The organism is Enterobacter cloacae complex sp. P14RS (assembly GCF_014895895.1).
GTDB lineage: Bacteria > Pseudomonadota > Gammaproteobacteria > Enterobacterales > Enterobacteriaceae > Enterobacter > Enterobacter bugandensis.
The window spans coordinates 138912-163648 of record NZ_JADBQM010000011.1 but is presented as its reverse complement, the minus strand read 5'-3'; the positions used below and the strand labels follow the sequence as shown (position 1 = coordinate 163648).

The 24737-nt window shown below is 56.0% G+C and carries 20 protein-coding genes and 1 pseudogene; 2 read left to right on the top strand and 19 right to left on the bottom strand.

What is annotated here, in order from left to right; translation table 11 throughout:
- Positions 1–57: 57 nt before the first annotated feature.
- From kefC to IM295_RS23075, 12 genes and pseudogenes are all read right to left on the bottom strand, one after another.
- Positions 58–1923, bottom strand: coding sequence for a glutathione-regulated potassium-efflux system protein KefC (gene kefC, locus IM295_RS10070; protein WP_045259435.1), 1866 nt, complete (start codon positions 1921–1923; stop codon positions 58–60).
- Positions 1916–2446, bottom strand: coding sequence for a glutathione-regulated potassium-efflux system oxidoreductase KefF (kefF, locus tag IM295_RS10065; RefSeq protein WP_045259434.1), 531 nt, complete (start codon positions 2444–2446; stop codon positions 1916–1918). Before kefF ends, kefC begins: the two co-directional genes overlap by 8 nt.
- 104 nt (positions 2447–2550) lie before the next feature.
- A complete protein-coding gene (locus tag IM295_RS10060; protein WP_003856439.1) occupies positions 2551–2784 on the bottom strand; it encodes a YgdI/YgdR family lipoprotein in 234 nt (77 codons plus the stop codon).
- Between the two features lie 140 nt (positions 2785–2924).
- On the bottom strand, positions 2925–6149 hold the full coding sequence (carB, locus tag IM295_RS10055) for a carbamoyl-phosphate synthase large subunit (protein WP_041911263.1): 3225 nt from the start codon (positions 6147–6149) through the stop codon (positions 2925–2927).
- Between the two features lie 18 nt (positions 6150–6167).
- Positions 6168–7316: a glutamine-hydrolyzing carbamoyl-phosphate synthase small subunit gene (gene carA, locus IM295_RS10050; protein WP_041911264.1), complete on the bottom strand. Its 1149-nt coding sequence runs from the start codon at positions 7314–7316 to the stop codon at positions 6168–6170.
- 454 nt (positions 7317–7770) lie between these two features.
- Complete coding sequence (gene dapB / locus IM295_RS10045; RefSeq protein WP_063154831.1) at positions 7771–8592, bottom strand: 4-hydroxy-tetrahydrodipicolinate reductase; 822 nt, start codon at positions 8590–8592, stop codon at positions 7771–7773.
- Between the two features lie 205 nt (positions 8593–8797).
- A complete protein-coding gene (ispH, locus tag IM295_RS10040) occupies positions 8798–9748 on the bottom strand; it encodes a 4-hydroxy-3-methylbut-2-enyl diphosphate reductase (RefSeq protein ID WP_028015471.1) in 951 nt (316 codons plus the stop codon).
- Position 9749: 1 nt separating this feature from the next.
- A complete protein-coding gene (gene fkpB, locus IM295_RS10035; RefSeq protein ID WP_003856450.1) occupies positions 9750–10199 on the bottom strand; it encodes an FKBP-type peptidyl-prolyl cis-trans isomerase in 450 nt (149 codons plus the stop codon).
- A gap of 57 nt (positions 10200–10256) precedes the next feature.
- Entirely contained in the window at positions 10257–10757 is a 501-nt protein-coding gene (lspA, locus tag IM295_RS10030; protein ID WP_028015470.1) for a signal peptidase II, read from the bottom strand.
- Positions 10757–13573 (bottom strand): isoleucine--tRNA ligase, encoded by a 2817-nt coding sequence (gene ileS, locus IM295_RS10025; protein WP_045631133.1) that lies wholly within the window; start codon positions 13571–13573, stop codon positions 10757–10759. The genes lspA and ileS overlap by 1 nt, the downstream gene beginning before the upstream one ends.
- A gap of 45 nt (positions 13574–13618) precedes the next feature.
- Positions 13619–14545 carry a bifunctional riboflavin kinase/FAD synthetase gene (gene ribF / locus IM295_RS10020; protein ID WP_028015468.1) on the bottom strand — a complete coding sequence of 309 codons (927 nt, stop codon included), beginning with the start codon at positions 14543–14545 and terminating at the stop codon, positions 13619–13621.
- A gap of 7 nt (positions 14546–14552) precedes the next feature.
- Positions 14553–14771, bottom strand: a pseudogene (locus IM295_RS23075) (DUF2575 domain-containing protein).
- A gap of 101 nt (positions 14772–14872) precedes the next feature.
- On the opposite strand from IM295_RS23075, the gene rpsT reads away from it, so the two are divergent.
- Positions 14873–15136 (top strand): 30S ribosomal protein S20, encoded by a 264-nt coding sequence (gene rpsT / locus IM295_RS10015; protein ID WP_003856458.1) that lies wholly within the window; start codon positions 14873–14875, stop codon positions 15134–15136.
- A 57-nt stretch (positions 15137–15193) separates the two neighbouring features.
- Here rpsT and nhaR read toward each other — a convergent pair whose 3' ends face one another.
- The 4 genes from nhaR to dnaK form a co-directional block, all read right to left on the bottom strand.
- Positions 15194–16093, bottom strand: coding sequence for a transcriptional activator NhaR (gene nhaR, locus IM295_RS10010; RefSeq protein ID WP_028015467.1), 900 nt, complete (start codon positions 16091–16093; stop codon positions 15194–15196).
- A gap of 58 nt (positions 16094–16151) precedes the next feature.
- On the bottom strand, positions 16152–17327 hold the full coding sequence (gene nhaA / locus IM295_RS10005; protein WP_041911268.1) for a Na+/H+ antiporter NhaA: 1176 nt from the start codon (positions 17325–17327) through the stop codon (positions 16152–16154).
- A 169-nt stretch (positions 17328–17496) separates the two neighbouring features.
- Positions 17497–18642 carry a molecular chaperone DnaJ gene (gene dnaJ / locus IM295_RS10000; protein ID WP_008502040.1) on the bottom strand — a complete coding sequence of 382 codons (1146 nt, stop codon included), beginning with the start codon at positions 18640–18642 and terminating at the stop codon, positions 17497–17499.
- 87 nt (positions 18643–18729) lie between these two features.
- Positions 18730–20643, bottom strand: coding sequence for a molecular chaperone DnaK (dnaK, locus tag IM295_RS09995; RefSeq protein WP_028015465.1), 1914 nt, complete (start codon positions 20641–20643; stop codon positions 18730–18732).
- Between the two features lie 297 nt (positions 20644–20940).
- On the opposite strand from dnaK, the gene satP reads away from it, so the two are divergent.
- The gene (satP, locus tag IM295_RS09990) at positions 20941–21507 is read left to right on the top strand and encodes an acetate uptake transporter (RefSeq protein ID WP_041911269.1); all 567 of its coding nucleotides are present in this window, start codon (positions 20941–20943) and stop codon (positions 21505–21507) included.
- On the opposite strand, the gene IM295_RS09985 is transcribed toward satP, so the two are convergent.
- From IM295_RS09985 to tal, 3 genes are all read right to left on the bottom strand, one after another.
- Positions 21484–22806, bottom strand: coding sequence for an MFS transporter (locus IM295_RS09985; protein ID WP_193066630.1), 1323 nt, complete (start codon positions 22804–22806; stop codon positions 21484–21486). The genes satP and IM295_RS09985 overlap by 24 nt on opposite strands.
- Before the next feature lie 122 nt (positions 22807–22928).
- On the bottom strand, positions 22929–23516 hold the full coding sequence (gene mog, locus IM295_RS09980) for a molybdopterin adenylyltransferase (protein WP_028015462.1): 588 nt from the start codon (positions 23514–23516) through the stop codon (positions 22929–22931).
- Between the two features lie 110 nt (positions 23517–23626).
- The gene (gene tal / locus IM295_RS09975) at positions 23627–24580 is read right to left on the bottom strand and encodes a transaldolase (RefSeq protein ID WP_003856481.1); all 954 of its coding nucleotides are present in this window, start codon (positions 24578–24580) and stop codon (positions 23627–23629) included.
- Positions 24581–24737 lie beyond the last annotated feature (157 nt).

Below are 24737 nucleotides of genomic sequence, written 5' to 3'. Positions count from 1 at the left end.
TCGACTGGCGGCAGAGTAAAGATAGAGAAATTTTTTATTATTGCTGGCAACTCCACTTCACGCGGAAGGTTTACTCTCGGGCTCGTCAGCCGGATCGCCGGTATGCTTGCCCTCTTCCGTGCCCTGCCAGCCATGACGTTGGATCAGCGACAGGTGATTGCGATCCTCGTTAATGATTTCTGTCAGCATGGCGCTGGTGCGTTTAAACACCGCCGCACGCTCCGTGGCCGTACTGCCGGCCATCGCCGCCATCTCTTCCACCATCCCGGTGTTAAAGCGGCGGAACAGGTCCGCACGTTCGCGCGCTTCATACGCGCCGAGCCCCAGATTCTCCAGCGCCAGGCGGCCAGACTTCAGCGCGCCTTCGAACGTTTCACGCTCCGGCGCCTCTACGCCCGCCTGACGCAGCCGGATGTAATGATCCACATCGCGCGCGCGGGAGATAATGGTCAGCCCCGGAAAATGCTCTTTTACCAGCTCCACCATCTGCATGCTGGTCTCAGGATCGTCAATGGCGTTAATCAATACCTCGGCTTTTGCCGCCCCGGCGGATTCCAGCAGATCGACGCGAGTCGCATCGCCGTAAAACACCTTCATATCAAATTTACGCAGGGTATCGACATGGTCAGGATCGTGATCGAGAATCACCATTTTCACCCCGCTTGACAGCAGTAAACGCCCGACGATCTGCCCGTAGCGACCAAATCCGGCGATGATGACGCGCGGCTGCTCCTCATCGATCTCGTCGGCTTCGCGCTCCTGCTCGCTGCCTGATTTTTCCAGACGCGTCAGCACCACCAGTAGAACAGGCGTTGCCGCCATCGACAGCGCGACTGCCAGCGTCAGCGCTTTCGCCCACTCGGGATCGAGCACGTTTGCCATCTGCGCGGCACCAAAGACCACGAATGCAAATTCGCTCCCCTGACCCAGCAGTACGGCAAACCAGCGGCGCTGCTTGTTCGGCACCTTCAATGGACGCGCAATCAGCCACAGCATCGCCATTTTAATGATCAGGAAACCGACGAGCAGGATGACGATCCGCAGCGGGTGCGTGACCAGCGTGCCGAAGTCTACGGACATCCCCACGCCGATGAAAAACAGCCCCAGCAGCAGCCCTTTGAACGGCTCGATATCGCTTTCCAGCGCGTGACGATATTCAGAGCTCGCCAGCAGAACGCCTGCGAGGAACGCCCCCATCGCCATCGACAGCCCGGCTTCCTCCAGCAGCAAACCAAAGCCAAACACCAGGAACAGCGCCACGGCGCTGAACACTTCGCGCAGGCCTGAACGGGCAACAAACCGCAGTAACGGGCGGGTCACGTAGCGGCCAAGCAGGACCACCAGCGCCAGCGCCCCCACGACTTTTAATGCCGACAGCGCAAACGCCCCCAGCGTCGTGGACGAGCCGCTTGCCGCCAGCAGCGGGATCATCGCCACCAGCGGAATAGCGGCGATATCCTGGAACAGCAGCACCGAGAACGCGCTGCGTCCCATCTGCGAGACCGTCAGATTTCGCTCGTTCATCGCCTGCATGGCGATGGCCGTCGAGGAGAGCGCCAGCGTCATGCCGATAAGCTCCGCCACTTTCCAGTCCATGCCCAACAGGATGCAGAACCCACCGAGCAGCAGGCCGCAGGCCACCATCTGCAGCGCGCCTCCGCCAAATACCGAGGCGCGAAGTTTCCATAACCTCTGCGGATCCAGCTCCAGACCAATCACAAACAGCATCAGCACGACGCCAATTTCAGCGAAATGGAGGATCGCCTCCGCATCCGTTACCAGTCGAAAGCCCCAGGGCCCAATGACGCAGCCCGCAATCAGGTAGCCGAGAACCGACCCCAGCCCCAGACGTACCGCCACCGGCACAATCAGCGCCGCCGCGCCGAGATAAATCAGCGCCTGTATCAGCGTATGGCTATCCATGATGCGTCTCCTGCCACTCAAGCAAGCGTTGTTTATAATGGCGAGCCTGCGCCTGCAGCGTTTCATCGTCGCAAACAAAGGTGCAATGCATCGCAAAAGGCGGGAGCCAGTTCAGCCCGCAGTAAAGCGCCGTAGCCTGCAGCGGCTGCGCCAGGACGTCAAACCCCGGGAAGGCACCAATATCAAAGTGGCTTTCCCCACCGCCGGTGGTAACCGCCCACATCAAGCTTTTGCCTTTTAGCGCATGGCCGTTGTGGCCGTAAGCCCAGCCGTGGGAGAAGACTTTATCGATCCACAGCTTCAGGAGCGGCGGCGTACTGTACCACTGCATAGGATGTTGCCAGATAATCAGATCGGCACGGGTGAGCGCCTCCTGTTCGGCGGCGATATCGATATTAAAATCGGGATAGAGTTGATAGAGGGAACGTATCTCTACGTTTTCGAGCGTCCTTGCCTGCTCAAGCATCCGCTTATTCGCATGCGAGTGCTGCGGATAAGGGTGCGCATAAATTATCAGAATCATTGAATAGCCTGTTGTTTTACTGCCTTCTTTTACCAGAAGAGTGTAGACAGTAATTCAACAGGCTAATAGTGAATATTATTGACGGGCTACGTCAGAAAACTGAATTAGTTATCCAGCTCGCCCATGGATTTCACCTGGTCGCGATTAATCTGTTCAGTTTGACCGGTTTCGGCGTTTTTGTACGACACCAGGCCGGTATCGTCATCCACCTGCGGTTTCCCGTCAGTCACGATGGTTTTACCATCTGTGGTTTTTACGGCCTGATTGGACGAACAGCCCGCGACGGTAAACATTGCGGTGGCAGCCAGAACGGAAGCGATCAGTAATTTATTTTGCATGGTGTTTTCCCCTGCTCTCAGTTGAATTTTCGTTATCGACCTAACTATTTTAGGCTAACTGACTGAAAGCGGATGAAAAACCAGAAGGTTCTTAAGATGGGAAAATTGCCCGGTAACCGAACGGTACCGGGCAATGGGGGTTACTTGCTAATCTGCGCGTGCATTTCCTGCACCGAAATCACCTTTTCGGTGGCATCCGCATTCAGCGCCATCGCTGTTGCGAAACCGCCGTTCAGGGTGGTGTCGTAGTGCACTTTGTATTGCAGCGCGCTGCGGCGAATCAGCTTGGAGTCTTCAATCGCCTGGCGTCCTGCGGTGGTGTTGATGATGTAGGTATATTCGCCATTCTTGATACGATCCTGAATGTGCGGACGACCTTCATGCACTTTGTTCACCAGACGCGGGTTAATACCGGCTTCACCCAGCACAATCGCCGTACCGTGGGTTGCGTCCAGCTCGAAGCCCTGTTTCAGCAGCTTGGCGGCCAGGTCAACCACGCGCTCTTTATCGCCTTCGCGAACGGAGAGCAGCGCACGGCCCGATTTTCTCATGGTAGAGCTGCTGCCCAGCTGCGCCTTGGCAAACGCTTCTGCGAAAGTGCGGCCCACGCCCATCACTTCCCCGGTCGAGCGCATCTCTGGCCCTAACAGCGGGTCAACGCCCGGGAATTTGTTGAACGGCAGCACCACCTCTTTCACCGAGTAATACGGCGGGATGATCTCTTTTGTCACGCCCTGCTGCGCCAGCGTCTGGCCAGCCATCACACGCGCCGCCACTTTCGCCAGCGGAATGCCGGTCGCTTTAGAGACGAACGGTACGGTACGCGCCGCACGCGGGTTGACTTCAATCAGATAAACTTCGTTGTCTTTCACCGCGAACTGAACGTTCATCAGCCCACGAACCTGCAACTCAAAGGCCAGCTTCTGCACCTGCTGGCGCATCACGTCCTGAATTTCCTGGCTCAGCGTGTAGGCCGGCAGAGAACAGGCGGAGTCGCCGGAGTGCACGCCCGCCTGCTCGATGTGCTCCATGATGCCGCCAATCAGCACCATTTCGCCGTCGCAGATGGCGTCAACGTCCACCTCAACCGCGTCGTCGAGGAAGCGGTCAAGCAGTACTGGCGCATCGTTGGAAACGCTCACCGCCGTCTGGAAGTAGCGACGCAGGTCGGCTTCGTCGTAGACGATTTCCATCGCGCGGCCGCCCAGGACGTAGGACGGGCGCACCACCAGCGGGTAGCCAATCTCTTTCGCCTTCTCAACGGCCATTTCAATGGCGGTCACGGTGGCGTTCGCCGGCTGTTTCAGCTTGAGACGGTCAACCGCCTGCTGGAAACGCTCACGGTCTTCCGCGCGGTCAATCGCGTCCGGGCTGGTACCGATAACCGGTACGCCTGCCGCTTCCAGCGCGCGCGCCAGCTTCAGCGGGGTCTGACCGCCGTACTGCACGATAACGCCTTTTGGCTTCTCGATGCGCACGATTTCCAGCACGTCTTCCAGGGTAACCGGCTCGAAGTAGAGGCGATCGGAGGTGTCGTAGTCGGTAGAAACGGTTTCCGGGTTACAGTTGACCATGATGGTCTCGTACCCGTCTTCGCGCAGCGCCAGCGAGGCGTGCACGCAGCAGTAGTCGAACTCAATGCCCTGGCCGATACGGTTTGGACCGCCCCCCAGCACCATAATCTTGTCGCGGTCGACGGACGGGTTCGCTTCGCACTCGTCTTCATAGGTGGAGTACATGTACGCGGTATCGGTCGAGAACTCGGCCGCGCAGGTGTCCACGCGCTTGTAAACCGGGTGCAGGTCATACTGGTCGCGCAGCTTGCGGATTTCCGCTTCGCGCACGCCCGCCAGCTTAGCCAGACGCGCATCGGCGAAGCCTTTACGCTTCAGCATGCGCAGGAAGTCTGCGTCCAGGCCGTTGATGCCCAGCTCCGCCACTTTCTCTTCCAGACGCACCAGCTCTTCAATCTGCACCAGGAACCAGCGGTCGATGTTGGTCAGGTTAAATACGCCGTCGACGGACAGGCCCGCGCGGAAGGCATCGGCGATGTACCAGATACGTTCTGCGCCCGCGTCTTTCAGCTCGCGGCGGATTTTGGTCAGCGCTTCCGGGTCGTCCAGGCTCACTTTCGGGTCAAAGCCGGTGGCGCCCACTTCCAGACCGCGCAGCGCTTTTTGCAGGGATTCCTGCTGCGTGCGGCCAATCGCCATCACTTCACCCACAGATTTCATCTGGGTCGTCAGACGGTCGTTCGCGCCCGCGAATTTCTCGAAGTTAAAGCGAGGAATTTTAGTCACAACGTAGTCGATGGACGGCTCGAAGGACGCAGGCGTGCGGCCACCGGTGATGTCGTTCATCAGCTCGTCGAGGGTATAACCCACCGCCAGCTTCGCCGCCACTTTCGCAATCGGGAAGCCGGTGGCTTTGGAGGCCAGCGCGGAGGAGCGGGACACGCGCGGGTTCATTTCGATAACAATCAGACGGCCGGTTTTCGGGTTAACGGAGAACTGCACGTTAGAGCCGCCGGTTTCCACGCCGATTTCACGCAGTACCGCCATCGAGGCGTTACGCATGATTTGATACTCTTTGTCGGTCAGCGTCTGGGCTGGCGCAACGGTGATGGAGTCGCCGGTGTGGATACCCATCGCATCGAAGTTTTCGATAGAGCAGACGATGATGCAGTTGTCGTTTTTATCACGCACCACTTCCATCTCGTACTCTTTCCAGCCAATCAGCGATTCATCAATCAGCAGCTCTTTGGTTGGAGAGAGATCCAGACCGCGCTCGCAAATCTCTTCGAACTCTTCGCGGTTGTAGGCGATACCGCCACCGGTGCCGCCCATGGTGAACGATGGACGGATGATGCACGGATAGCCTACTTCTGCCGCAACGGCCAGCGCCTCTTCCATGTTATGCGCAATACCGGAACGCGCGGTGTCGAGGCCGATTTTCTTCATCGCCACGTCAAAGCGGCGACGGTCTTCTGCTTTATCAATCGCGTCGGCGGTCGCACCAATCATGGTGACGCCAAATTCAGCCAGCACGCCCTGACGCTCCAGCTCCAGCGCGCAGTTCAGCGCCGTCTGGCCGCCCATGGTTGGCAGCACCGCGTCCGGCCGCTCTTTTTCGATGATTTTACGCACCACTTCCCAGTGAATCGGCTCGATGTAGGTGGCATCCGCCATTTCCGGGTCGGTCATGATGGTCGCCGGGTTAGAGTTAACCAGGATAACGCGGTAACCCTCTTCGCGCAGCGCTTTACACGCCTGTGCGCCGGAGTAGTCGAATTCGCAGGCCTGGCCGATGACGATCGGGCCAGCGCCAAGGATCAGGATGCTTTTTATGTCTGTACGTTTTGGCATGGTCTTCTCGGCTCCTGATTATTTAGCGGTCTTACGGTATTGCTCGATAAGTTCGATGAAGTGATCGAACAGCGGCGCGGCGTCGTGCGGGCCCGGGCTGGCTTCCGGGTGGCCCTGGAAGCTGAACGCTGGCTTATCGGTACGGTGGATACCCTGCAGGGTGCCATCGAACAGTGATTTGTGCGTCACGCGCAGGTTAGCCGGCATAGAGGCTTCATCGACGGCGAAACCGTGGTTCTGCGCGGTAATCATCACCGTATTGTTATCAATGTCTTTCACCGGGTGGTTACCACCGTGGTGGCCGAACTTCATCTTGACGGTGTTCGCACCGCTCGCCAGCGCCAGCAGCTGATGGCCGAGGCAGATGCCGAATACCGGGATGTCGGTTTCCAGGAAGGACTTGATGGCGTCGATAGCGTAATCGCACGGTGCCGGGTCGCCTGGGCCGTTAGAGAGGAAGATGCCGTCCGGGTTCATCTTAAGCACCTCTTCAGCGGAGGTTTTCGCCGGTACCACCGTCAGGCGGCAGCCGCGGTCAACCAGCATGCGCAGGATGTTGCGCTTGGCACCAAAATCATAGGCCACCACGTGGAACGGCAGTTCGTTCTCTTTTTTCGCTTCCGGCAGGTCGCCTTCCAGCGTCCAGCTCCCCTGCGTCCAGCTGTAGGCTTCGGCGGTAGTCACTTCTTTCGCGAGGTCCATACCGTTCAGACCCGGGAAGGCTTTCGCTTTTTCCAGCGCCAGCGTCGCATCGAGGTTATCCCCTGCGATGATGCAGCCGTTTTGTGCCCCCTTCTCGCGCAGCAGACGCGTCAGCTTACGGGTATCGATATCGGCAATCGCCACGATGTTATGGCGCTTCAGGTAAGAAGAGAGGTCTTCAGTGTTGCGGAAGTTGCTGGCAATCAGCGGCAGGTCGCGAATGACCAGGCCTTGCGCATGTACCTGAGAGGATTCTTCGTCAGCCGCATTGGTGCCGACATTGCCGATATGAGGATAAGTAAGAGTAACGATTTGGCGAGAATAGGAAGGATCAGTGAGGATTTCTTGATAACCGGTCATTGAAGTATTGAAAACGACTTCCCCAACCGCCGAACCCGTTGCCCCTATGGCCCGACCGATAAACTGGGTTCCGTCTTCCAGAACCAATAGCGCTGACTTAATCAAAACACCCTCCAGAGAATATTCACTCACTTTATTTGCATATTAATTCATGACTATGTCATAGATCAATGCAAATGTGTTGCCAGCGGATTTTTGGCAAACGGCGGCATTCTGGAGATTTGGTGGGTAAAAGTCAACTTAAAACGGATATTTTGTTTATTCTTTTGCAGGACTGGCGGCTTGAATGGGATTTAATGGGCAAAAAGATCAGGTAAATCATCCTGGAAAACGCTTGCGCGGTAGGTTTTATGGAATTTAAGAGATGTGGGCGACAAAAAGTGGACCAAATGGTCAAAATTTACATTCAATTCACATAATAATGGCATAAAACTCAGATTTATGACCATTAACAATCAAAATACATCTAAAACAAATAAAATAAGAGGGCAATAAATTATTGCCCTATGCAATCAATATATTACGACTGCAATAACCACATCACGATGGGTAATAAAGCTTACAAATTGTTGAGATCCAGCACATCTCGCATATCAAAAAGACCCTTTTCTTTCGATTTCAGCCACAATGCGGAGCGTACTGCGCCATTGGCGAACGTCATGCGGCTTGACGCTTTGTGCGTAATCTCAACACGTTCGCCAATATCGGCGAACATCGCCGTATGTTCGCCGACGATATCGCCCGCCCGGACGGTTGCGAAACCAATGGTGCCCGGCACGCGTTCTCCGGTATGCCCTTCACGGGAATAGACTGCGATGTCTTTTAAATCTTTATCCATTGCATAAGCAATCGCTTCGCCCATCGCCAGCGCCGTGCCTGATGGAGCATCAACTTTATGGCGGTGGTGCGCTTCAATAATCTCTATGTCGGTGTAGTCACCCATCACCTTCGCCGCTTTTTCCAGCAGCTTCAGCATGACGTTAACGCCTACGCTAAAGTTCGCGGCAAAGACAATCGCAATGTCGGTGGCTGCATCCTGAATGGCCTGTTTACCCGCATCATCGAAGCCGGTAGTGCCAATCACCATCCCTTTACCGTGCTGGCGGCAAAACGCCAGGTGAGACAGGGTGCCTTCGGGACGGGTAAAGTCGATGAACACGTCAAAGTCATCTTTCACCGCATCAAGGCAGCTCTGAACGGTAACACCTGTCTTGCCCGCGCCGGCCAGTTCACCCGCATCGGATCCCAGCAGGGATGAACCTTCACGCTCCAGCGCCGCGCCGAGTGCCACGCCATCCATTTGTATTGCCGCCTGAATCAGCTGGCGACCCATACGTCCACCCGCGCCCGCAATGGCGACGCGGATCTGTGCATCATGCATAGTTATTCTCTTACGTTAAAATGATGTAAACCGTTTTCAGATTAACCAGCCTTCGTAAAGGCTGCCAACTGAAAACACCAATAATTAGAATTTAACGTGAAACCGACTCAGATATCAGTAAAAGACATGATTTTGTCGTCACGATAAAGTCCGGAGCAAAAAAAAGGCCAGCACAGGAGGTGCTGGCCTTTCATCAGAAAAGAAATTATTCCACTTCGCGGGCGTCGATACGCAGCTCTTTCGGCACTTCGAAGACGATATTCTCTTCGCGTCCTTCCAGCGGAACCGCTTCGCCCCCGCCCAGCTCCTGCAGACGAGCAATCACGTTCTGCACCAGGATATCCGGCGCGGAAGCGCCTGCGGTAACGCCAACGCAGGCCGCATTTTTCACCCACGCTTCCTGGATGTCCGTCGCGTCGTCGATTAAAAACGCCGCTTTCCCCATACGCTGCGCCAGTTCGGCAAGACGGTTGGAGTTAGAGGAGTTTTTAGAGCCGACAACCAGCACCACGTCCGCCTGTTCAGCCAGCGCGCGCACCGCTTCCTGACGGTTAGTGGTGGCGTAGCAGATATCATCCTTACGCGGCCCGACGATTTTCGGGAAGCGCTGGCGCAGGGCGTCAATCACGTCTGAGGTGTCGTCTACGGAAAGCGTGGTCTGGGTCATAAACGACAGACGCGCTTCGTTTTTCACGTTCAGCGTCAGGACATCTTCCGGCGACTCCACCAGGTACATTCCCCCTTCCGGGTTGCTGTACTGGCCCATGGTGCCTTCAACTTCCGGGTGACCGGCGTGGCCAATCAGAATCGACTCTTCACCGCGACGGCTGGCGCGCGCCACTTCCATATGCACTTTTGTCACTAATGGACAGGTGGCATCGAATACGGTCAGATCGCGGCTTTTCGCTTCGTTACGCACCGCCTGAGAGACGCCGTGCGCAGAGAAGATCAGGATCGCACCGTCCGGCACTTCGCTGATCTGCTCGATGAAAATCGCCCCGCGCTCGCGCAGGCTGTCGACCACGTAGCGGTTATGCACCACTTCGTGACGCACGTAAATCGGCGCGCCGTAAATCTCCAGCGCGTTTTCAACAATGCTGATAGCGCGGTCTACACCGGCGCAGAAGCCGCGCGGGTTAGCCAACAGGATCTGCATTTCAGGCCTCCAGTGCCGGATCGATCTCCAGCACTTCAACATCAAAATGAACGGTACGCCCGGCAAGCGGATGGTTGAAGTCAACGGTGATAGAGTCGCCGTTAATCTCGCGGATCACGCCAGGCATTTCGCTGCCGTCCATAGCGGTAAAGAGCATAATCGCCCCGATTTCCGGTTCGCCCGCGTCCATAAACTCGCGGCGCGAGAAATACTGAATCAGGTCCGGGCTTGGCACGCCAAACGCGGCATCCGGCTCCAGCGAGAACGCTTTTTTCTCACCCTCTTTCAGGCCCAGGAGCTGCTGCTCAAGACCTTCAGACAGGGAGGTATCGCCGAGACGAAACAGGGCAGGTTTGCCGTTATTGCGGGTGGATTCAGCCGTGGAGCCGTCATCCAGCTTCAGCGTGAAGTGAACGAGAACCGCGCTGTTGCTCTGTACGGATTTAGACATACACATTGCTCTTTAATGTTGTGCCGGGTGGCGCAGCGCATCACCCGGCATTGACAATTACGCCTGCTCTTTCGCTGCGGGTTTAGGCAAGAAGCCTTCCAGCACGATTAACGCCGCACCGATGCAAATGGCGGTGTCGGCCAGGTTAAAGGTCGCGAAGTGCCAGTCGCCGACGTAGAAGTCGATCATATCGACCACAAAGCCGTGCCACAGGCGGTCAAACAGGTTGCCCAGCGCGCCGCCAATGATCAGCGCGTAGGCGATGTTATTCAGCTTTTGCGTGGCCTTCGAGCGGTACATCAGCACAGCCAGTACCACGCAGATACCGAGAGCGATACCCGCGAAGAACCAGCGCTGCCAGCCACCGCTGTCAGCAAGGAAGCTAAACGCCGCGCCGTAGTTGCGCGCATAGTGCAGGTTAAGCGACGGGAACAGCGAAACCGTCTCCCCCAGAGCGAAATTCTGGAGGATCAGGAACTTGCTGCCCAGATCGATAATCAGTACCACCACAACCAGCCACAGCCAGCGCAGTCCTGTTGAACAGAGAGTTTTACTCATCAGGCAAACTTACGTTTTTCGCCGTCACCGGCGACGTTGCTTACACAGCGTCCGCAGATGTCTGCGTGTTCCGCCACCTGGCCGATATCGGTAGTGTAATGCCAGCAGCGCGGGCACTTCTCACCTTCGGCTTTGCTCAGTGCGACTTTCAGGCCTTTGAGCAACTCGCTCTGCTGAGCATCAGCAGAAGCCTCGGCATAATCCGCAACTTTTGCACCGGAGGTCAACAGGACAAATCGTAATTCATCGCCCAGCGCGGTCAGCTTCGCCGCCAGCTCCGGTTCGGCGTACAGGGTTACTGCTGCTTCCAGAGAGCCACCGACTTTCTTATCCGCACGCGCCTGCTCGATAACCTTGTTCACTTCGCCACGCACTTTCAGCAGCTCGTCCCAGAAGGCATCGTTCATTGCTTCGGTGCTGGAGAGATCGAACAGACCTTCATACCACTCGCCGGTGAAGACATACTTCTCACGGTCGCCCGGCAGATAACCCCAGATTTCATCCGCGGTGAAGGACATGATCGGCGCCATCCAGCGTACCAGCGCTTCTGCGATGTGGAACAGCGCGGACTGGCAGCTACGGCGCGCCACGCTGTCCGCCTTCGCGGTGTACTGGCGATCTTTGATGATGTCGAGGTAGAACGAGCCCATCTCGATGGAGCAGAAGCGCATCAGGCGCTGCACCACTTCGTGGAAGTCGTAAGACTCATAGGCTTTCAGGATATCTTCCTGCGCCGCTTTCGCGCAGCCTACCGCCCAGCGGTCCAGCACGACCATCTCTTCCGGTTTCACCATGTCTTTCACTGGATCGAACCCGTTCAGGTTCGCCAGCAGGAAGCGCGCGGTGTTACGGATACGACGATAGCTGTCGGCAGCACGCTTCAGGATCTCGTCAGACACCGCCATTTCGCCAGTGTAGTCGGTTGAAGCTACCCACAGACGCAGGATGTCCGCGCCCAGCTTGTTCATCACGTCCTGCGGCGAAACGGTGTTGCCGATAGATTTAGACATCTTACGGCCCTGACCATCCACGGTGAAGCCGTGGGTCAGTACCTGACGGTAAGGCGCTTTACCTTTCATCGCGGTGGAGATCATCAGGGATGACATGAACCAGCCGCGGTGTTGGTCGGAACCTTCCAGATACATGTCGGCAGCGTGACCGGCAAACTCCGGGCGCACGTCAACTACGGAGGCGTGAGTAGATCCGGAGTCGAACCACACGTCCAGGGTGTCTGGCACTTTCTCATAGTTGTCCGCGTCCGCGCCCAGGATGTCACGGGCGTCGAGATCCCACCACGCCTGAATGCCGTCAACTTCGACGCGCTTCGCCACTTCTTCCATCAGTTCCAGGGTGTTCGGGTGCAGCTCATGCGTCTCTTTATGCACGAACAGCGACATCGGCACACCCCAGGTACGCTGACGAGAGATACACCAGTCAGGGCGGTTAGCCACCATGGATTCGATACGCGCCTGGCCCCAGTCCGGGATCCACTGCACGCCTTTGATCTCTTTCAGAGACTGCTCGCGCAGGCCTTTTTGATCCATGCTGACGAACCACTGCGGGGTCGCACGGAAGATGATCGGCGTCTTGTGGCGCCAGCAGCACGGATAGCTGTGCTGCATTTTCTCAACGTGCAGCAGCGCGCCGCTGGTGCGCAGCATGTCAACGATGATGTCGTTGGCTTTGAAGACGTTGATACCATCCAGCGCCGGGTAGGTGCCAGGCAGGTAAGAACCATCCGGGCCTACCGGGTTGGCAATTTCCAGGCCGTATTTCAGGCTGATGTTGTAGTCGTCAGGACCGTGGCCACCGGCGGTATGTACCGCACCGGTACCCGCGTCCAGCGTGACGTGGTCGCCCAGGATCGCCGGAACGTCAAAGTCCAGGAACGGGTGTTTGAAGCGCATCAGCTCCAGCGCGTCGCCTTTTACGGTGCCCAGCACGGTGTAGTCGGTGATATTCGCGCGTTTCAGCACGCTTTCAACCAGATCTTTCGCCAGGATAACCGCGCGGCCATCAATCTGCACCAGCGCATATTCGAACTCGCCGGAGAGAGAGATTGCACGGTTGGCTGGCAGCGTCCACGGGGTAGTGGTCCAGATCACCAGAGAGATCGGGCCGCTAACGCCAGGCAGACCGAATTTACCTTTAATGGCATCCTGATCGACCGCTTCGAAGGCCACGTCGATTGAAGGTGAAGTTTTGTCGTAATATTCCACTTCCGCTTCTGCCAGCGCAGAACGGCAGTCCACGCACCAGTGCACAGGCTTTGCGCCTTTATGCAGGTGGCCGTTACCGATGATTTTGCCCAGCGCACGGATGATGTTGGCTTCGGTTTTGAAGTCCATGGTCAGGTACGGGTGCGACCAGTCGCCCAGCACGCCTAGACGGATAAAGTCAGCGCGCTGGCCTTCAACCTGGGTGGCCGCGTATTCGCGGCACTTCGCGCGGAACTCTGCAGCGGTGAACTTCTCACCTGGCTTGCCAAACTCTTGCTCCACTTTCAGCTCGATCGGCAGACCGTGGCAGTCCCAGCCCGGAACGTAAGGCGAGTCAAATCCCGCGAGTCCTTTGGACTTCACGATAATATCTTTCAGAATCTTGTTTACAGAGTGACCAATATGAATGCTGCCATTCGCATATGGAGGGCCATCATGCAGAATGAAGGTTTTTTTGCCTTTTTTGGCTGCACGAATGATGCCGTACAGGTCATCATCGGTCCAACGCGCCAGCATTCCCGGTTCACGCTTGGCGAGATCGCCGCGCATCGGGAACCCTGTTTCCGGCAAATTCAGGGTTGATTTATAGTCACTCATCAGATTCTCGGTTCCGTATTTATCACGTAGGCAGTTAAGCCGGTTCTAAAGCCCAAAAAACTCGCGGGCCGTTAATTCATCTCGCGCGATTTGCGCCTTAAGTTCATCCAGCGAAGCAAATCGCTGCTCGTTGCGTATTTTTTTACGCAGTATTACATCTATATGGCGACCATAAAGGTCCATTACAACGTCCAGCAGGTGCACTTCTAGCTGTTGACGCACACCGGCAACGGTAGGACGCGTGCCAATGTTGGCAACGCCGTAAAACGACTTATCGCCCAGTCCTGCTACTTCCACCGCATAGACCCCTTTAACCGGGGAAACCTGACGACGCAGCGGTATATTCGCCGTCGGGAAACCAATCGTGCGGCCCAGCGCATCGCCATGAACCACGCGGCCAGAGATGGTGAACGGATGGCCCAGCAAATTTTCTGCCGTCTCCAGTTCATCATTAGCCAGCGCCTGCCGCACCGCCGTGCTGCTGACGCGTACGCCGCCTTCACAGAAGGTCATCGCGCTGGTGACGTCAAAACCGTACTCCAGACCAGCCTTCTGTAATAGCAAGAAATCGCCCTGACGACCAGCGCCAAAGCGGAAATCATCCCCCACGGCGAGAAACTGAACGCCAAGACGCTTAACCAGCAGGTCGCTGACAAAATTTTGTGCTGTCAATGCGGCAAAGCGGCGATCGAAACGCACACACAATACGTAGTCCACGCCGGACTCCGCCAGGTAGCGCAACTTTTCGCGCAGGCGAGTGAGGCGAGCGGGAGATTTATCGCCCGCGAACAGCTCCAGCGGCTGTGGCTCGAAAATCATCACCACAACGGGCAGGCCACGGGCCTCCCCTTCTTTACGCAATCCCTGCAACAGCGCCTGATGACCACGATGCACGCCGTCGAAATTACCAATGGTCAGCACGCACCCGTGTGGCGCTCTGCTGAGATTATGTATGCCGCGTATCAGCTTCATGTCTGGCTCAAAACAGTGAAAATCGCCAAAGTATACCTTGTACAGCGGTTAAGGTTAACCGGCGATTGTTCGCGCAAAACAGAAAGCCGTAATGATTTCATCAGGCTGACCTTTCACAGCGAAAAAATCTGCCCGTGAACTGCGATTTTTACGCCGAAAGGCTGTATTCACGAAAGACAAGCTGGTAGAATCCTGCGCCATCACTACGTAACGTAGCGTCGCTAATTAACGGCGCTTATTTGCACAAATCCATTGACAAAAGAAGGCAAAGAGGGCATATTCCTCGGCCTTTGAATTGTCCACATAGAACATATTTGGGAGTTGGACTTGGCTAATATCAAATCAGCTAAGAAACGTGCCGTTCAGTCTGAAAAGGCTCGTAAGCACAACGCAAGCCGTCGCTCTATGATGCGTACTTTCATCAAGAAAGTATACGCAGCAATCGAAGCTGGCGACAAAGCTGCAGCGCAGAACGCATTTAACGAAATGCAACCAATCGTGGATCGTCAGGCTGCTAAAGGTCTGATCCACAAAAACAAAGCAGCGCGTCATAAAGCAAACCTGACCGCGCAGATCAACAAACTGGCTTAATCGCTACTTGTTGTTGCTTGTTTAAAGAACCCGCTTAACGCGGGTTTTTTTATGTCTTCAGAATGCCGGTGGCGTAAACAGCGCCGAGTAGTCACGGTTGCAGATTCGCTGCACCGCCGGGTGTTGAATCATCCTTTCGGCGAATATGGCGTGGTACTCCTCCATCACGTTATCTACTCTGCCAATCTCCGTAATCTTATCGTCTGAATAGAGATCGTGCGCGTAGAGCGTTGGCGCCACGAAGATCGCATTATGCGCTTCGCCAAATGCTTTCATCAGCGCCGCATCGTCGAACTCACCGAGGATCTCCACGTTCAGCCCCTGCGAATTAAACCAGTTCAGCAGCTTGCGTCCCAGCATGGAACGCCTTCCCGGCACCAGCAGGCGACGCTCTTCCAGACAGGCCGGGAAAGGTTTCTCCGGCGGTGGATTGATGCACCAGAAGCTCACACCGCATTCGCCAATTTTCACCGAAAACAGCCCCTCCTGCTGCGTGGAGTCGATGGGGCAATCCGAGATAATCATGTCCAGCTTGTGCTGGCTCAGCTGCTCCAGCAGCATCTCGTGGGTGGATTCAAAGCAGCGCAGATGGATTTGTTCATCCTCTACCACGGCGGCATCCAGCACGCCGCTTACCAGCCGTTTGGACAGTGCATCCGCCACCCCCACGTCAAAGAGCAGGTTCGACTCTTTGCGGTAGTTGACGATATCCAGCATCTCCTGGCTGAGGGTGAACATTTTGTCCGCATAGCGGAAAACCAGTTCACCCAGTTCGCTGGGTTCAATCCCACGGCCCTTGCGCTTGAAGAGCTTACCCTGCAGCCGTTCTTCAAGGGCTTTGATTTGCCCGGTGATGGTTTGCGGCGTCAGGTAAAGCGCCTCTGCAGCCCCCACGACCGAACCCTGTTTGTAAACGTGCCAGAAGTAGTAAAGATGGTTGTAATTCAAATGAGGCATCGCGTCTTCGCTCCCTGAGTGTGTATCGGGAGAAGAGTGACCTTCTCCCGGTGTTCCGTTATGCCTGGACGGCCTGTCCGGACAACTTCACCTTCAACAAAGTATACCCAATCACTGCCGCCAGTAATGACCCGATGAGAATGCCGAGCTTCGCCCAGACGATGAGCTCTGGCGCGTTTGCACCAAACGCCAGCGTCGAGATAAAGATCGACATGGTAAATCCAATACCGCACAGTATGCCGACGGCCATGATCTGACTAAAGGTTGTACCGTTCGGCAACGATGCCAGCTTCATCTTCAACGCCAGCCAGCAGAAGAGGCTGATCCCCAGCGGCTTACCGATAAACAGCCCGGCAATAATGCCCAGTGGCAGGACAGACGTCAGCCCGTCCAGCGTGACCCCCTGCAGGGAAACGCCCGCGTTGGCAAACGCAAACAGCGGCAGGATCATAAAGGCGACCCACGGGTGCAGCACGTGTTCCAGCTGTTTAGCGGGTGACTTACCGTCCTGCGGCTTAAGCGGCACGAAGAAGCCCACAATCACGCCGGCCAGCGTGGCGTGCACGCCGGATTTCAGCACTGCCGTCCACAGCACCATCCCCACCAGGATATAGATACCGATGCGGCGAACGTTGAAGATGTTCAGCACCGCCAACACCGCAATCGCCCCTGCGGCTACGCTCAGGGACAGGATCGACAGATCGCTGGTGTAGAACAGCGCGATAATCACAATGGCACCCAGGTCATCAATGATCGCCAGCGCCATCAGGAAGATTTTCAGCGCAACCGGCACGCGGCTGCCGAGCAGAGCTAAGACACCGAGCGCAAAGGCGATATCCGTTGCGGCCGGGATAGCCCAGCCGTCACGCGCGACAGGATCCTGCCAGGTAAATGCGAGGAAGAGCAGCGCTGGAACGACCATCCCACCGAGCGCGGCAATAACCGGGAACGCCGCGCGCTGGCGGCTGGCTAGCGAACCTAGCACCAGCTCGCGCTTAACCTCAAGACCAACGAGCAGGAAGAACACCGCCATTAGCGCATCGTTGATCCACAGCAGCATGTTCTTGTTAATTTCCAGCGCTCCGACCTTCAGCTCGACGGGCGTTTCCAGAAATGCGTGATAGAGATCGCGGGTCATGCCCAGGTTAGCCAGCACCATCGCGGCGGCCGCGGCAATAATCAGGATCACACCACCGGACGCCTCACTGCTAAAGAAACGGTGTAGTAATTTCATTTATGTTCTCTCTTTTACAACGATACCTCGATAAAACCATAATACCAAGCCAAATAGCTCGGCAAAAACAGATTAATATTGAGTATAGACTCAGTTTTACCGATCTATAACTGCAAAAAAAAGCCCGGAATCGCTTCCGGGCTTTTTGAAGTTAGACACAGCTAACGAATTAGCGGGTCAAATCATCGAAGAATTTTTTGACGCCATCAAAGAAGCTTTTGGAGCGCGGGCTGTTTTTCTCACCCGTTGGGCCGCCAAAGCTCTCCTGAAGCTCTTTCAACAGCTGTTTCTGCTTGTCGTTCAGGCCAACCGGCGTTTCCACGACGACGCGGCACAGCAGGTCGCCCTGCGCACCTCCGCGAACGGATTTCACGCCTTTGCCGCGCATGCGGAACAGCTTGCCGGTCTGGGTTTCACCAGGGATTTTCAGATTGACGCGACCGTCCAGCGTCGGCACTTCGATTTCACCGCCGAGAGCCGCCATCGCGAAGTTGATCGGCACTTCACAATACAGGTTATTGCCTTCACGCTCGAAGATGGCGTGCTGCTTCACCTGAACCTGAACGTACAGATCGCCTGCCGGCGCGCCGTGCTCGCCTGCTTCGCCCTCACCCGCCAGACGGATGCGGTCGCCCGTATCAACGCCAGCCGGGATCTTAACGGACAGGGTTTTGGTTTTCTCAACGCGACCGTGGCCGTGACACTTGGTGCACGGATCTTTAATCAGCGTACCGCGACCGTGACAGTGCGGACAGGCCTGCTGTACCGCGAAGAAGCCCTGGCGCATCTGTACCTGGCCGGAGCCATGACAGGTTGGACAGGTCTGTGGCTGGGTACCCGCTTTCGCGCCGCTGCCGTGGCAAACGTCACACTCTTCCAGCGTCGGGATACGGATCTCTTTCGTGACGCCACGAACGGCCTCTTCAAGAGTGAGATCCATGTTGTAGCGCAGGTCTGCGCCGCGCGCTGCGCGCTGACGACCACGACCGCCGCCGAAGATATCGCCGAACACGTCGCCAAAGATGTCGCTGAAATCCGCACCGCCACCAAAGCCGCCGCCACCGAATCCACCGCCGCCCATGCCGCCCTGTTCAAAGGCCGCGTGGCCGTACTGGTCATAGGCCGCACGTTTTTGTGCATCGGTCAGGACTTCGTAGGCTTCTTTGATCTCTTTAAATTTTGCTTCAGCCTCTTTGTCACCCTGGTTACGGTCCGGGTGGAATTTCATGGCCAGGCGCTTATACGCCTTTTTGATTTCACGCTCTTCCGCAGTTTTCGGAACGCCTAAAATCTCGTAATAGTCTTGCTTTGCCATTGGTTTTTTTAAGCCCCTTAACATGCGAGCACGGGCGTGGAGAGTTCTCCTACGCCCGTGCCGATTAATTACCCTGCATCAGGGCGATTATTTTTTGTCTTTAACTTCTTCGAACTCAGCGTCGACAACGTCGTCGTCTTTCGCGTTGTTCGCAGAAGCGTCAGCGCCTGCCTGCTGCTGTGCGTGCTGCTGCTGAGCGATTTCCATCAGCTTCTGGGAAGCCTGTGCCAGCTCCTGCATCTTCGCTTCGATATCCGCTTTGTCTTCGCCTTTCAGAGACGTTTCCAGCGCGGTCAGTGCAGCTTCGATAGCAGTTTTGTCTTCCGCTGGCAGTTTATCGCCCGCTTCTTCAACCTGCTTACGGGTGCTGTGCAGCAGATGGTCACCCTGGTTACGGGTCTGAACCAGCTCTTCGAACTTACGGTCGGATTCCGCGTTAGCTTCGGCATCGCGAACCATTTTTTCGATTTCCGCTTCATTCAGGCCAGAAGATGCCTTGATGGTGATCTTCTGCTCTTTACCGCTGTTTTTGTCTTTCGCAGACACGTGCAGGATACCGTCAGCATCGATGTCGAAGGTAACTTCGATTTGCGGCATGCCGCGCGGTGCCGGGTTAATGCCGTCCAGGTTAAACTGACCCAGGGACTTGTTATCAGACGCACGCTTACGCTCACCCTGCAGCACATGGATGGTTACCGCAGACTGGTTGTCTTCAGCGGTAGAGAACACCTGGCTGTGCTTGGTTGGGATGGTGGTGTTTTTGTTGATGAGCGCAGTCATCACACCGCCCATGGTTTCGATACCCAGAGACAGTGGGGTAACGTCCAGCAGCAGTACGTCTTTCACTTCACCGGTCAATACACCACCCTGAACCGCCGCACCGATAGCTACCGCTTCGTCCGGGTTCACGTCTTTACGTGGCTCTTTACCAAAGAATTCAGCCACTTTCTTCTGAACCATTGGCATACGGGTCTGACCACCCACCAGGATAACGTCCTGGATGTCAGATACGGACAGGCCAGCATCCTGCAGTGCAACTTTCAGCGGCTCGATAGAACGGTTCACCAGGTCTTCTACCAGGCTTTCCAGTTTCGCACGGGTCACTTTGATGTTCATGTGTTTAGGACCGGTCGCGTCTGCGGTGATGTACGGCAGGTTCACGTCGGTCTGCTGAGCAGAAGACAGTTCGATCTTCGCTTTCTCAGCGGCTTCTTTCAGGCGCTGCATCGCCAGCGGGTCGTTACGCAGGTCAATGCCCTGATCTTTCTTGAACTCGTCAACGAGGTAGTTGATCAGACGGGTATCGAAGTCTTCACCACCCAGGTGGGTATCACCGTTGGTTGCCAGAACTTCGAAGGTTTTTTCGCCATCAACTTCGTCGATTTCGATAATAGAGATATCGAAGGTACCACCACCCAGGTCGTAAACCGCGATAGTACGGTTGCCGACTTCTTTATCCAGACCGTAAGCCAGTGCAGCCGCGGTTGGTTCGTTGATGATACGTTTTACTTCCAGACCTGCGATACGGCCAGCATCTTTGGTTGCCTGACGCTGAGCATCGTTGAAGTAAGCAGGAACGGTGATAACAGCTTCAGTTACCGGCTCACCCAGGTAATCTTCAGCGGTTTTCTTCATTTTTTTCAGCACTTCAGCAGAGATCTGCGGTGGTGCCGTTTTGGTGCCTTTCACGTCAAGCCACGCATCGCCGTTATCTGCTGCGATGATTTTGTAAGGCATGATAGAAACGTCACGCTGAACTTCTTCGTCCTGGAAGCGGCGGCCAATCAGGCGTTTGATCGCAAACAGGGTGTTTTGCGGGTTTGTCACTGCCTGACGTTTAGCCGGCTGACCAACCAGAGTTTCACCATCCTGGGTATAAGCAATGATAGAAGGCGTGGTGCGATCGCCCTCGGCGTTCTCCAGCACGCGTGCAGTAGTGCCGTCCATAATCGCTACACAAGAGTTGGTAGTACCCAGGTCGATACCAATAATTTTACCCATCTAAACGTCTCCACTAAAAATTCAGTCAACATGTGGTTGTGTACCTGTAATAAGGGCAGAACGTGCTTTTTCAACTGCCCAGATTTGATTTTTTTCAGGTCCACACACTGCGGTTGACTACAAGATGGGGTCGCGACGGCATCCATCAAGGGGCAAGCATAAAAAAAATTTTAATTTCACCCTGATGAGATCATAGACGGCGTCGATGCCGCCCATTATGATGCCGCGCCCCGTCAGGGAGTATTGACGCGGGTTTAACCATTTCACCATTTTAATGATGATTTTTTTTGAGGACTTATGGGCAACACTAAGTTGGCTAATCCGGCTCCGCTGGGCCTGATGGGGTTTGGCATGACCACCATTCTGCTGAACCTGCACAACATCGGGATGTTCCCGATGGACGGCGTAATCCTGGCGATGGGCATTTTTTACGGCGGTATCGCGCAAATCTTCGCGGGCCTGCTGGAATATAAGAAAGGCAACACCTTCGGCTTAACCGCCTTCACCTCTTACGGCTCGTTCTGGCTGACCCTGGTCGCCATCCTGCTGATGCCTAAAATGGGCCTGGCAGACGCGGCAAACGCCCACTTCCTGGGCGTCTATCTGGGCCTGTGGGGCGTCTTTACCCTGTTCATGTTCTTCGGCACCCTGAAAGGCAACCGCGCGCTGCAGTTCGTCTTCCTGAGCCTGACCGTGCTGTTCGCCCTGCTGGCGATTGGCCACCTGGCGGATAACGAAGGCATCGTTCACGTAGCAGGCTGGATTGGCCTGGTGTGCGGCGCAAGCGCTATCTACCTGGCAATGGGTGAAGTGCTGAACGAACAGTTTGACCGCACCATTTTACCTATTGGTGAAAAACACTGATCCCTCTGTCGTGCCCGCCTCGCGGGCACGATATTCCCCCGCCTGCCGAAGCCAAACGCCTAATCCCAGCCCCATCAGCGAGAGCGCGAGTACATACCAGGCAGGCGCCATCGGCGACACCCCCATCATCACCGTGACCACTATCGGCGTCAGCCCGCCGAAAATGGCATACGCGACGTTATAAGAGAACGATATCCCGGTGAAGCGAACCTCCGGCGGGAAGGCGCGCACCATGACGTAAGGCACAGCCCCCACGACGCCCACGCACAGTCCGACCACGCCGTACAGCAGGAACAGCTGTTCAGGATGGCTGCCCGCAAGATGGTAAAACGCCCAGCTTGAAGCGGCCAGCAGCAGGCTGCCGACAATAAAGGTCAGGCTGGCACCGAAACGATCCGCCGCCAGCCCGGCGGCCAGACAGCCAAAGCAGAGCATGATTGTCGCAATACTGTTTGCCTGTAAGGTCACGGCAGGGGCGAAACCGTACTGTTTCTGCAGCCACACCGGCGACATCAAAATCACCACCACGATGCCCGCCGACAGCAGCCAGGTGAGCAGCATCGACACCACCACCGCTTTTTTATGACGCACCACAACGGCTTTGACCGGCAACTCCTGCGCCAGCGCTTTACGCTGCTGCATTTCGAGGAAAATCGGCGTCTCCTGCAGCCAGCGGCGCAGGTACATTGCCACCAGGCCGAACGCCCCGCCCAGCAGGAACGGAATACGCCAGCCCCAGTCGTGCACGGCCTGCTGCGTCATGCTGGTGTTGACTATCGTCGCCACCACCGACCCCAACAGGATCCCGACGGTCAGCCCCGCCGTTAACGTTCCGCAGGCGGTCCCGATGCGGCGGGCAGGAACGTGCTCCGCCACAAACACCCAGGCCCCCGGCACTTCCCCGCCGATGGCCGCGCCCTGAAGAATGCGCATCAGCAGCAGCAATAGCGGGGCGAGAATGCCCATGGAGGCATAGGTGGGCAGCAGGCCGATGGCCAGCGTCGGCACCGCCATCAGCAGGATGCTCAGGGTAAACATCTTCTTACGCCCGACAAGATCGCCAAAGTGGGCCATGACGATGCCGCCCAGCGGACGTGCCAGATACCCGGCAGCAAAGATGCCGAAGGTTTGCACCTGACGCAGCCATTCCGGAATATCCGCCGGGAAGAAGAGCGCCCCCACCACGGCGGCGAAGAAGACAAAGATGATGAAGTCGTAAAACTCCAGCGCGCCACCTAAGGCGGCGAGCGTAAGCGTTTTGTAGTCCTGTCGATTCAGAGGTCGGGTGTTATGTGACATAGCGAACCATTGTGCATGTGTTGTGGATTATTTTTTACAGCAATCGTAAAGAAAAAATTACTATATCGTAAATCCATTTACACGCTACTGCGGCTGGCGCTAATGTCACATTTTAGTAAATTTCAGGAGATTGTCTCGCGGCGTGCGCTTTTAGGACGAAATGCTGCTACCACTTTGTCGTCAGTTTCCACGTACGGCCCGTCAAGCAGCTGTATACAATACGGTACACTTGCAAATATGCCGTGCACGATGACGCGACCGTCCTCGGCTTTTAATCCTTCCAGCGTCTCTTTGATCGACTTTGGCTGCCCCGGCAGGTTCAGTATCAGCGCCTGTTTGCGGATCACTCCCACCTGGCGGGAAAGGATTGCCGTCGGGACAAAGTGTAGACTGATCTGGCGCATCTGTTCGCCGAAGCCCGGCATTTCCCGGTCGGCGATAGCCAGCGTCGCGTCCGGCGTCACGTCGCGACGCGCGGGGCCGGTTCCACCCGTGGTGAGCACAAGGTGACAGCTCATCTCATCCACCAGCTCACACAGGGTCTGCTCAATGATCGGCTGTTCGTCAGGGATAAGGCGAGTCTGGATCTCAAACGGGGTGGTCAGCGCGCTTGCCAGCCACTCTTCCAGAGCGGGGATGCCTTTATCCTGGTAAACGCCGCTGGAGGCGCGGTCAGAAATCGACACTAAGCCGATGCGTAAGGTATTCATATTCATTCCATTCAAAAAGTACTGATTAAAGGGAATGATACACGCAGAGGGAAAATTCAGACAGAGGACAGAAGAAGACGCGTGACCGGGAGCCCGGTCACGCAGAATGATTACAGCAGGTCGCCGATCATTTTTTCCAGTTTTTCCTGGTCGATAGCAAACTTACGGATACCGTCCGCCAGTTTGTCTACAGCCATTGGATCCTGGTTGTGCTGCCACAGGAACTCGGATTCGGTGATGCGCTCCGGGCGCGCCTTCACTTCGCCGGTGTAAGACAGCTTACGCTCGATAGCACCTTCGCTTTCTGCCAGCTCTTTCAGCAGCGCAGGGGCGATGGTCAGACGATCACAGCCAGCCAGCTCAATGATTTCGCCCACGTTACGGAAGCTTGCACCCATAACCACGGTCTCATAGCCATGCTGTTTGTAGTATTCGTAGATTTCAGTCACGGAAATCACGCCCGGATCTTCAGACGCTGCGTACTCTTTCTTGTCGGTGTTGGCTTTGTACCAGTCCAGAATACGGCCCACGAACGGAGAGATCAGGTACACGCCTGCTTCCGCACATGCACGCGCCTGCGCGAAGGAGAACAGCAGGGTCAGGTTACAGTTGATGCCTTCTTTTTCCAGCTGCTCGGCAGCGCGAATGCCCTGCCAGGTCGACGCCAGTTTGATCAGGATACGGTCGTTGCTGATGCCCGCGTCGTTGTACAGTTTGATCAGGCGTTTTGCTTTCGCGATTGACGCTTCGGTGTCGTAGGAGAGACGTGCATCCACTTCGGTAGAGATACGGCCCGGAACCAGCTTCAGGATTTCCAGACCGATGTTCACTGCCAGTTTATCGGTAGCATCCACAACCTGCTGCGCACGGTCATTGCTCTGTGCTTTCGCCCAGGTCACAGCCTCGTCAATCAGTTTGCGATACTCAGGGATCTGTGCGGCGTTAAGGATCAGAGAAGGGTTAGTTGTGGCATCCTGCGGCTGGTACAGCTTCATTGCCGCGATATCTCCGGTGTCAGCTACGACAGTGGTGAACTGACGAAGGGAGGTCAATTTATCCGTCATGATAGTGTTTCTCTTTTAACGTGCCCTGGATAATTCACGCTACCGACAGCATGCCTGCAGCGGAAAAATGACAGGTTTACTTGTTAGGGGGATGTAACCGGTCTGCCCTGATGATAACACGACGGAGGGGTAGCGCAACCGCAGACAGTGCGCTTAG